Raw genomic sequence first — 402 nt, forward strand, 5'->3', positions numbered from 1 at the left:
CCCGGCGCGGGTTGGCCAGCGGGCCAAGCTGGGTGCTGGCGTCCTGGCCATCGCCCATTTTCAGGCCGGCGCTGACCCGGCAGAAGGTCTCGACAAAGCGCTCGTACACGCTGGCCTGGACATAGAAGCGCGTAGGCGAGGCGCAGATCTGCCCGCCATTGCGGAACTTGAGGTTGGCCCCGAGGGTGGCTACCGCGTCGATGTCGGCATCATCGCAGACGATGAACGGCGCATGCCCGCCCAGCTCCAGGGTGCAGCGCTTGAGGTATTGCCCGGCCAGCGCGCCCAGGGAGCGACCGACCGGCACCGAGCCGGTGAAAGAAACCTTGCGGATAACCTCGGAGCGGATCAGTTGGTCAGACACCTCGGCCGGCACACCGAACACCAGGTTCAGCACGCCAG

1 protein-coding gene is annotated in these 402 nt (G+C 66.9%); it reads right to left on the reverse strand.

Annotated elements, in window-relative coordinates; translation table 11 throughout:
* Positions 1 to 402: aldehyde dehydrogenase family protein (locus tag GYA94_RS26520; protein ID WP_161893438.1), on the reverse strand; the 402-nt coding region annotated here is incomplete at both ends.

It is taken from the genome of Pseudomonas juntendi (genome assembly GCF_009932375.1).
GTDB classification, from domain to species: Bacteria; Pseudomonadota; Gammaproteobacteria; order Pseudomonadales; family Pseudomonadaceae; genus Aquipseudomonas; species Aquipseudomonas juntendi.